Annotated in this window: 10 protein-coding genes and 1 pseudogene; 10 read left to right on the top strand and 1 reads right to left on the bottom strand. The window is 38.4% G+C overall.

Going from position 1 to position 8,488, the window contains the following annotated elements:
• Window positions 1-446: 446 nt before the first annotated feature.
• Complete coding sequence (locus GGQ84_RS14905; protein WP_429163600.1) at window positions 447-1,841, bottom strand: sigma-54 interaction domain-containing protein; 1,395 nt, start codon at window positions 1,839-1,841, stop codon at window positions 447-449.
• Between the two features lie 284 nt (window positions 1,842-2,125).
• On the opposite strand from GGQ84_RS14905, the gene GGQ84_RS14900 reads away from it, so the two are divergent.
• The 10 genes and pseudogenes from GGQ84_RS14900 to GGQ84_RS14855 all read left to right on the top strand — a co-directional run.
• A complete protein-coding gene (locus GGQ84_RS14900; protein ID WP_429163599.1) occupies window positions 2,126-3,079 on the top strand; it encodes an amidohydrolase family protein in 954 nt (317 codons plus the stop codon).
• Complete coding sequence (gene eutJ, locus GGQ84_RS14895) at window positions 3,072-3,899, top strand: ethanolamine utilization protein EutJ (protein ID WP_429163598.1); 828 nt, start codon at window positions 3,072-3,074, stop codon at window positions 3,897-3,899. Before GGQ84_RS14900 ends, eutJ begins: the two co-directional genes overlap by 8 nt.
• Window positions 3,900-3,931: 32 nt before the next feature.
• A complete protein-coding gene (locus GGQ84_RS14890; RefSeq protein ID WP_429163597.1) occupies window positions 3,932-4,201 on the top strand; it encodes a EutN/CcmL family microcompartment protein in 270 nt (89 codons plus the stop codon).
• Window positions 4,179-5,549 (top strand): 4Fe-4S dicluster domain-containing protein, encoded by a 1,371-nt coding sequence (locus GGQ84_RS14885; protein WP_429163596.1) that lies wholly within the window; start codon window positions 4,179-4,181, stop codon window positions 5,547-5,549. Before GGQ84_RS14890 ends, GGQ84_RS14885 begins: the two co-directional genes overlap by 23 nt.
• On the top strand, window positions 5,546-6,094 hold the full coding sequence (locus GGQ84_RS14880) for a BMC domain-containing protein (RefSeq protein WP_429163595.1): 549 nt from the start codon (window positions 5,546-5,548) through the stop codon (window positions 6,092-6,094). The genes GGQ84_RS14885 and GGQ84_RS14880 overlap by 4 nt, the downstream gene beginning before the upstream one ends.
• 36 nt (window positions 6,095-6,130) lie before the next feature.
• Window positions 6,131-6,700, top strand: a complete 570-nt coding sequence (locus GGQ84_RS14875; RefSeq protein WP_429163594.1) for a cupin domain-containing protein — start codon at window positions 6,131-6,133, stop codon at window positions 6,698-6,700.
• Between the two features lie 25 nt (window positions 6,701-6,725).
• On the top strand, window positions 6,726-7,010 hold the full coding sequence (locus tag GGQ84_RS14870; protein WP_429163601.1) for a BMC domain-containing protein: 285 nt from the start codon (window positions 6,726-6,728) through the stop codon (window positions 7,008-7,010).
• Between the two features lie 42 nt (window positions 7,011-7,052).
• Entirely contained in the window at window positions 7,053-7,328 is a 276-nt protein-coding gene (locus GGQ84_RS14865; RefSeq protein WP_429163593.1) for a BMC domain-containing protein, read from the top strand.
• A 12-nt stretch (window positions 7,329-7,340) separates the two neighbouring features.
• Window positions 7,341-7,613 (top strand): annotated as a pseudogene (locus GGQ84_RS14860) (BMC domain-containing protein); the annotation flags it as partial.
• A gap of 225 nt (window positions 7,614-7,838) precedes the next feature.
• The coding region (locus tag GGQ84_RS14855) for an aldehyde dehydrogenase family protein (protein WP_429163592.1) at window positions 7,839-8,488 on the top strand (650 nt) is incomplete at its 3' end.

Genomic DNA, 8,488 nt, shown 5'->3' with positions numbered 1-8,488 from the left:
TTAGCTCTTTCAATGTCTATTATAGGTCTTTCGTTTTTGAAGGTATTTAGTATTTTATAAGCCCTTTCTCTTCCATAAAACGTTTCCTTTCCTTGCAACTCTTCTTGAATTCGTTGTTCTTGAGGTGTTAATACTTCACAACAATTCATGACTATTCCTCCTTTTTATATTATATTTTTGTATTCACTATTTTATATATGCAAAAACCTTGCCAACTTTTTAAAGGCTTAAAGCTAGAAGTAGTAGGGTAGGGAGAAAGGGGGTATGTGAAAAATGTCGCAATCCTGCAACTATCACTTTTCACGTTCGTGCTACACTTGGGTGAAAGCTATGCTAGCTGTGCAGTCTAGAGTATAAAAAAATGTTGCAGATTAGCAACAAAGATTGCTAGACTACAACATTTTGCGAAAAAAAGCTCATTCTCTAGTATATTTTTTCTCTAATATTTATTCAATTAAGCCATACTTTTTTAATTTGCGAAATATGGTGGAGCGATCTACTTTGAAAAAATTTGCGATATTTGCAACGCTGTTGTGAGTAGCCAAAGATTTTTTTAATAAATCTTTTTCAATTTCACTCATGATTTGATTGAGGGATTTATTTTCAATTTGGTGTAATGATGGGGTTAGGAAGCTACTGCAGTTACTGTCGTCGTTTAGCATATTATTAGGTAGATCATCTACTTCTATTATCTCTTTGTTTCTAGTAACCACTAAGCTTTGAATTAAATTTTCCATTTCTCTTACATTGCCCGGCCAATTATAGTTTAAAAAGATTTTCTCTAAATCTTTAGTAAAAGAAATATCTTTTTTATATTTAACATTAAACTTTTCTAGGAAAAAGTCAGCTAAAGGCATAATATCCCCTTTGCGCTCTCTTAAAGAAGGTAGGTTGAGTACAGCTACTCGTAATCGGTAATATAAATCGCTTCTGAATGAACCGTCTTTTGATGCGGTTTCAAGATCTCTGTTAGTAGCAGCAATTATTCGAACATCTATTTTTTTTACTTTTGTAGAACCTATTCTTACAATCTCTTGATCTTGTAAAACCCTGAGGAGTTTTGCTTGCATTGAAAGGGGAAGTTCGCCAACTTCATCTAAAAAAAGAGTTCCTTGATCTGCCATTTCAAAAAAACCAGGTTTCCCTTTAGCCTTTGCCCCAGAAAAAGCACCGGCATCGTACCCAAATAGCTCAGATTCAATTAAGTTTTCGGGAATGGTTGTGCAGTCTACTTTAAAGAAAGGCTTTTTACAGCGTTCGCTTCGCTCATGTATTTTTTTTGCAAACATGTCCTTCCCCACACCAGTTTCCCCGAGGAGTAAAACCGTAGCATCAGTCTGAGCGATGTTATTAATTAATTCCATTATATCTTTCATTTCTTTGCTTTCTATGATCATTGATGATGTGGGCAAGCTTTTTTTACAACTAGATTGCAGTGTGTTTATAAGCTCTTGCTGGCTAAGTATTTCGTCTTTAAGTTGAGATAAAAGAGTAATATCTCTGACAAAAGTAACTACTAAAGCTACATTTCCTTTGCTATCAAATACAGGGTAACCGTTTAATACAACTTTTCTGTTTAGCTTGGTGATTTGAACGCAGGACTTAGGTTCTCCGGTCTTTACAATATCTGGATTTAATATAGCATCAAATTGTCCTTCTGCCTTTAAGTCTGTAACTAATCTGCCAGTCATATCTTCTGGCCTAAACCCAGTAAGTTTTTCGTACATGGCGTTGACTTTGAGAGTTTTCCCTTTGTTATCTGATATATATATACCATCGCTTAAAATATCTAAAATATCATTTATATAAGGGCCTAAACTTTTTTTAAGATCAACTGACATTGTTATAAAACCTCCTTTTTCATACTGCACCTAACCAAAGGATAGTTTATTGATACGAAAAAGTCAATAGAGCTGTGCACATATGCACTATCTGTGCATATGTGCACAATGTACAAACCTCAATAATGCAGGGCTTGTTATAGTTTTCAAAAACCGATGTATGCCGAGTTGCAACAAAGACTATTGTGAGCAGTCGATAAGGTAATTAAGACAAGCTGTGGAAATTTGGCATAGAAATTGCTACATAATAATGGTGGATACAAAAAATGTTAAGGAGGAAAATAATGAAAATAATTGACTTTAGATTTAGGCCACATACACCTGAAATAATAGCTGGACTCAAAAGTAGTCAAATGTTTAAGGGAATGTTGGAGTATATTAACTTTTCTATGGAAGGACAGCCGCTAGATGAGATTGTAACAGACTTAAAAAAACATAATGTTGAGACGGCTGTAATAACAGGAAGAGATTGCGAGACTACCTATCAGGCAAAGTCAAATAACAAAGGAGTAATTGCTTTAAAAAATAAATATCCTGATTTATTTTTAGGGTTTATTGGGCTAGATCCTCATAAAGGGATGGATGCTGTGGCTGAGTTAAAGGATGCAGTAAATAATGAAGGAATAAGAGGAGCTGCTATTGACCCTTACCTGGCTCAGATATATGCAAATGATGCTAGATATTATCCAATATACTCCAAGTGTTGTGAATTAGATGTACCAGTTATTATTGCTACTGGACCTGCAACACTAGTGCCAAATGCGGTAATAGATCATGTAGCACCTAGATATATTGACTTTGTAGCTAGAGATTTTCCGGATCTAAAAATTATAATAAGTCATGGAGCATGGCCTTGGGTTAATGAGATGATTACAGTTGCCCAACGAAATAAAAATGTATATGTAGAACTGTCAGAGTACGAGTTCTACCCTCAATCAGAAGCATATGTGCAAGCGGCAAATACAATTATAAGTGATAAGATATTGTTTGCCAGTGCACACCCATTTGTAGATTTTAGAGATGCTATTAAAAGCTATATGGAATTAGATTTTACAGAGGAAGTAAGAGAAAAGATAATGTATAAAAATGCAGCAAAGATACTAAAAGGTGATAGCTACGTGGAAGAAATAGAAGAAACCAGTGCAAAAGCTGCTGTGGCGAGCAGTGGGGCAGAGCAATTGATAATTGAAAATGTTATGAAGGAGCTAGCAAAAAGAGGTTTTCTAAATAATGGCTAGCTTGAGTAAAGCCAATGAATTAATAAGGGTATTTGAAGAAAAGCTGTCCATGCCAGCGCCAGTTAAAGCCAATCAAAAGCTTTATACGGGAATTGACCTAGGTACTGCATATATAGTGATGACAGTAATAAATCAGCTGGGGGAACCTGTGGCTGGAGCCATGCGATTTGCCCAAGTGGTGAAAGATGGCTTAGTAGTAGATTACATTGGAGCACTTGACATTGTAAGAGAACTGAAAGCAGAATTGGAAGAAGAGCTGCAATGTGAATTAGAAATAGCAGGGTCTGCGTATCCACCGGGAACTAGTGATGCTGTTATAAAAACCATAGGATACATTTCTGAGGGGGCAGGGTTTAGAATTACAACGATGATTGATGAACCCACTGCTGCAAACAAGGTATTAGGGGTGTGGGATGGCGCTATTGTAGATATTGGGGGTGGGACAACTGGGACCTGTATTGTAAAGGGTGGTCAGGTTGTTCACATAGTTGACGATCCCACGGGGGGAACTCACTTAAGCTTAGTTATTGCAGGTCAGTACAAGGTAAAGTTTGAAGAAGCAGAAGAACTAAAAAAGGATCCGGAAAAATTTAATGAACTAATGCCCTCGGTTAAACCAGTAATGCAAAAAATGGGGATGATTGTAAAAGAACATATCCGCGGTTTTGATGTAGATGAAATTTTTTTAGCAGGGGGAACCAGTTGCTTTAAAGGTATTGATAAAGTAATAGAAGGCGAAATAGGTATACCAGTAAATGTGCCATCAAATCCGTTTCTGGTGACGCCATTAGGTATCGCCTTAAGTATTCCCAGAGACTAAGATCAGTATTTTATGGTGAATGGGGTGATTAATTGAAAATAGGCGTAGTTATTGGCAATGTGTGGTCAACAAGAAAAGATGAAGGTCTTGTGGGTATGAAGCTACTTATCATTAGCTTGCAGGATAGAGGGGAAAGTAGTGAATGCAACCGAATAGTAGCTGTTGATTTAATCGGTGCAGGCATAGGAGAGAAAGTGTTAATAACAGAAGGAAGCTCCGCTAGGAATATGAGCGGACTGGAAAATTCCCCAATAGATGCAATAGTAGTGGGGATTATAGATGAGGAAGAAAAAGATGTCTGATGGGGTGTTAAAAATGAACCATATTATAGACAAAATCAAAGAGTGTGGCGTAGTAGGCGCTGGAGGTGCTGGGTTTCCAACTCATGTAAAAATTTCTGGGAAGGCAAAGACCATAGTTGTTAACGGTGCTGAATGTGAACCATTACTTAGAGTTGACCAACAGCTGATGGCTTTAAAGGCAAATGAGGTTGTCAAAGGGCTAGAAGTTGTCATGGAAGTAGCAGGTGCTAAGGAAGCAGTGATCGCACTGAAGGGAAAATACACCAATGCCATAGTTGCCTTGGAAAAAGAGATACAGGGGAAGTCAATTAAAGTACATCAGTTGGGAGATTTCTATCCTGCGGGGGATGAGCATGTTACAGTATATGAGTCTACTGGAGAACTTGTGCCCCAGGGGGATATTCCGTTAAAAGTGGATTGCATAGTGATTAATGTTGAAACCTTGATAAATGTGGCAAAGGCTGTAAAGGGTGAACCAGTGATTAACACTTACCTTACAGTAACAGGTGAGGGAGGAGAACCAGTTACTTACAGAATGCCAATAGGGACAGCCATTAAAGAAGTTTTGCAAGTAGCTGGGTATCAATTAGATGATGGTATGAAGGTAATTGAAGGTGGCCCTATGATGGGGAGAGTTGTGGGGGATTTGACAGATCCTATTACAAAGGCTACAAAAGGGTTAATTGTTTTACCTGCAGAGCACCCTCTGATAGCCAGAAAAACACTATCTATTGAAAAAATTGTGAGACAGTCCATGTCAGCCTGTATTCAATGTAGGTACTGTACTGACTTATGTCCCAGATATTTATTAGGACATAAGCTAGAACCCCATAAGATAATGAGATCATTAAAGCATTTTCAGGGACAAGAAGAGATTGTGAAGATGGCAATGAGTTGTTCTGAGTGTGGAGCGTGTGAGCAATATGCTTGTGTGATGGGTCTTTCTCCTCGAGTGGTAAACGCAACGCTAAAAATGGAACTGGGCAGTAAAGGAATTAAGCCAAATAAAGCCAGTGATGATCAAGCGGCTAACAGATTACATGAGCACAGAAAAATTCCAATAAACCGTCTGATATCAAGAATAGGACTGACTGACTACGATTTAGCTGCTCCCTTAGATGAAAAAGAACATACAGTTGAGCAGGTCCATATTATGCTTCGTCAGCATGTAGGAGCTCCCAGTGAACCTGTGGTGGGAATTGGTCAAAAAGTAGAAAGAGGCCAGCTAATAGCAAAGGTACCAGAGGGAGCGCTGGGAGCAAATATTCATGCTAGTATTAGTGGAGTGATAAAAGACGTATCAGATAGAATTGTCATCTCCTCAGTGGAAGGAAGTGGTGAAAAATGATACAGGCCATAGGTTTAGTAGAGTTCACAAGTATTGCTAAAGGGATTGAAGCGGCTGATGCTATTTTAAAGGCTGCTAATGTGGAAGCACTAGCAGCAAAACCGATTTGTCCAGGAAAGTATATTGTGTTAATTAGCGGAGACGTTTCTGCAGTAGAAAATGCTATTGAGGCTGGGAAGAAAATTGGCTCTGAAGCTGTAGTAGATGATTTCATCCTACCTAGTGTTCATCAGGATGTGATTAATGCTATAACTGCTACAACTGAAGTGCCAGACATTAAGGCCTTGGGAATTATTGAGACATTCTCGGTAGCATCATTAATTGTCGCTGCGGATACTGCAGCAAAAGCGGGAAATGTACAATTAATAGAAATAAGAATTGGTATGGGGATTGGCGGCAAGTCCTTTGTTACATTGACTGGAGACGTGTCTTCTGTAAAAGCTTCTGTAGATGCGGGAGCGTCTACATCCACAAATAAAGGTATGCTCATAGAAAAGACGGTAATAGCATCACCTCATAAAGATTTAAAGAGATGCCTCTTATAACAAATACCTATTATGGATAAGGAGGTGAACAATTACTTGAAAGCACTAATTACTGTTGCTGATGTTAAGGCCTGTGCGGAAAAAAATGAAAAGAGAATTTATACAGAAGAAAAAAGCATTATTACACCAGCAGCAAGGGATATTGCTTCAGACTTAAATATTGAAATTATAGTTGGAGATAAACCTAAGACTAAGCCAGAGAAATTAGAATTGAATGGAGATTTAGTGGCTAGTATTGTGGAAGAAGTAATAAAGCGATTGGGTAAATGTGAGAAAAATAGTTTCACAAAAGAGGTAGATGCTTCAGGTCTCAGGTTAGTTAAAGGGGATACAGTAGTTGCAGAAGAAGGGGAAACGGAAGTAATAAATAGTCAAGAAAGTGCCGAGATGACTTCTGGATTAATAAAAATGACACCGGGATTTGCCAAAAAGAAACTTGAATTTAATGAAGTCAACTATGTAATCAAAGGAAAAGTATCTATAACAATCGACGGAAACACCTATTTTGGCAAGGCTGGAGATGTAATATATCTACCAAAAAATGTGGAAATATCCATATCATCACAAGGGGATGCTGAAATTTTCTATGTCAGACATCCTAGATAAATACAATTAAAGGGAGGAAAAAACTATTATGAATAATGCATTGGGAATGGTGGAAACAAAGGGATTAATTGGTTCAGTTGAAGCGGCGGATGCCATGGTAAAGGCTGCTAATGTGCAACTTATTGGCAAGGTGATTGTAGGTGGAGGACTTGTAACTGTAATGGTTCGAGGAGATGTGGGAGCAGTTAAAGCAGCAACAGATGCAGGTGCAGCAGCTGCTCAAAGAGTAGGAGAGCTAATATCAGTCCATGTAATTCCAAGACCCCACAGTGAGGTAGAAGTAATTCTTCCTAAAGAAGAAAGCAAGTAACAATATAAAAGCTAAAATAACTAAAAATAAGGGGGAAAAAAAATGCAACAAGAAGCATTGGGTATGGTAGAGACAAAGGGTTTGATTGGTGCAATTGAAGCAGCAGACGCTATGGTAAAGGCGGCTAATGTTCAGCTAGTAAGTAAAGAACTAGTAGGCGGGGGATTAGTGACAGTAATGGTTCGAGGAGATGTGGGAGCAGTCAAAGCAGCAACAGATGCAGGTGCAGCAGCAGCTCAAAGAGTAGGAGAGCTGATTTCCGTGCATGTAATACCTAGACCCCATACAGAAGTAGAAACTATTATGTCAAAAAAGTAGAGGTTGATAAAAATGGGGCTAAAAGCGTTGGGTATGGTAGAGACAAAGGGTTTGATTGGTGCAATTGAAGCAGCAGATGTAATGGTTAAAACGGCCGATGTGCAACTAATAGAAAAGGTTCATATTGGAGGAGGTCTTGTAACTGTCATGGCTGAGGGAGATGTGGGGGCGGTCAAGGCAGCCACAGATGCGGGTGCTACTGCAGCTATGAGAGTAGGCAAGTTGATTTCAGCTCATGTAATACCTAGGCCTCATGATGATATTAAGCTATTTTATCCAAAGTCAACAATAATACAAGAAGCTGAAACTGAGGCTATTAAAAAAAAAAGAGATAAAGACAAATTGCAATCTTATAATGTTCACGAGTTGCGAAAAATTGCTCGCAAAACCAAAGGAATTGCTATTCAGGGAAGAGAAATATCCAAGGCTAATAAAGAGCAGCTAATTAAAGAGATTAATTGCGCTCAAAATCTAGAATAGCTCTAGTCCATTTAGAAAGGAATGATACGGGTGAAATTAGATTATGATCTAGGCTCTATTCAGGAAGCAAGAGAGCTAGCACGAAATGCTAAGAGGGCTCAGGATTTATATATAGATTATAGCGAAAAACAAATAGATGATATACTATCTGCTATTGTCGAAGCAGTATTGAAGAATTCAGTGTGGTTGGCTCGGATGGCTGTAGAAGAAACTGGTTATGGAGTATTCGAGCATAAGGTGATAAAAAACACCTTTGCAGCTAAAGATGTTTATAAGCATATAAAGGAAATGAAAACCACTGGGATTATTCGAGAAGACCAAGAGAAAAGAATTATTGAAGCTGCAGTTCCTGTAGGTGTAATTATGGGTATTATCCCCACAACAAATCCAACTTCTACTATAATTCATAATGCACTTTGTGCGTTGAAGTCGGGAAATGCCATAGTATTTTCACCTCACCCGAAAGCTATTAAGTGCAGTAATGCAGCAGTACAAATTATACACGAGGCAGCTGTAGAAGCTGGAGCCCCTGAAGGAATAGTAGGGTGTATTACAAAAGCTACTATGAAGGCTACAGAAGAGCTAATGCATAGCGAAGAAATAGCAGTTATTATTGCCACAGGTGGGTCTGCCATGGTAAAGGCTGCTTATAGTGCAGGGAAACCGGCTTTTGGTGTGGG

This window comes from Desulfitispora alkaliphila, from assembly GCF_050433185.1.
GTDB lineage: Bacteria > Bacillota > Desulfitisporia > Desulfitisporales > Desulfitisporaceae > Desulfitispora > Desulfitispora alkaliphila.
The sequence above is the reverse complement of the archived record's forward strand: the minus strand, read 5'-3'. Positions and strand labels throughout refer to the sequence as shown.

Coding starts and splice junctions, on each gene's coding strand:
- GGQ84_RS14900 (WP_429163599.1), top strand. CDS start 2,126: ATGAAAATAATTGACTTTAGATTTAGGCCACATACACCTGAAATAATA.
- GGQ84_RS14865 (WP_429163593.1), top strand. CDS start 7,053: ATGCAACAAGAAGCATTGGGTATGGTAGAGACAAAGGGTTTGATTGGT.
- eutJ (WP_429163598.1), top strand. CDS start 3,072: ATGGCTAGCTTGAGTAAAGCCAATGAATTAATAAGGGTATTTGAAGAA.
- GGQ84_RS14885 (WP_429163596.1), top strand. CDS start 4,179: ATGAGGAAGAAAAAGATGTCTGATGGGGTGTTAAAAATGAACCATATT.
- GGQ84_RS14905 (WP_429163600.1), bottom strand. CDS start 1,841: ATGTCAGTTGATCTTAAAAAAAGTTTAGGCCCTTATATAAATGATATT.
- GGQ84_RS14880 (WP_429163595.1), top strand. CDS start 5,546: ATGATACAGGCCATAGGTTTAGTAGAGTTCACAAGTATTGCTAAAGGG.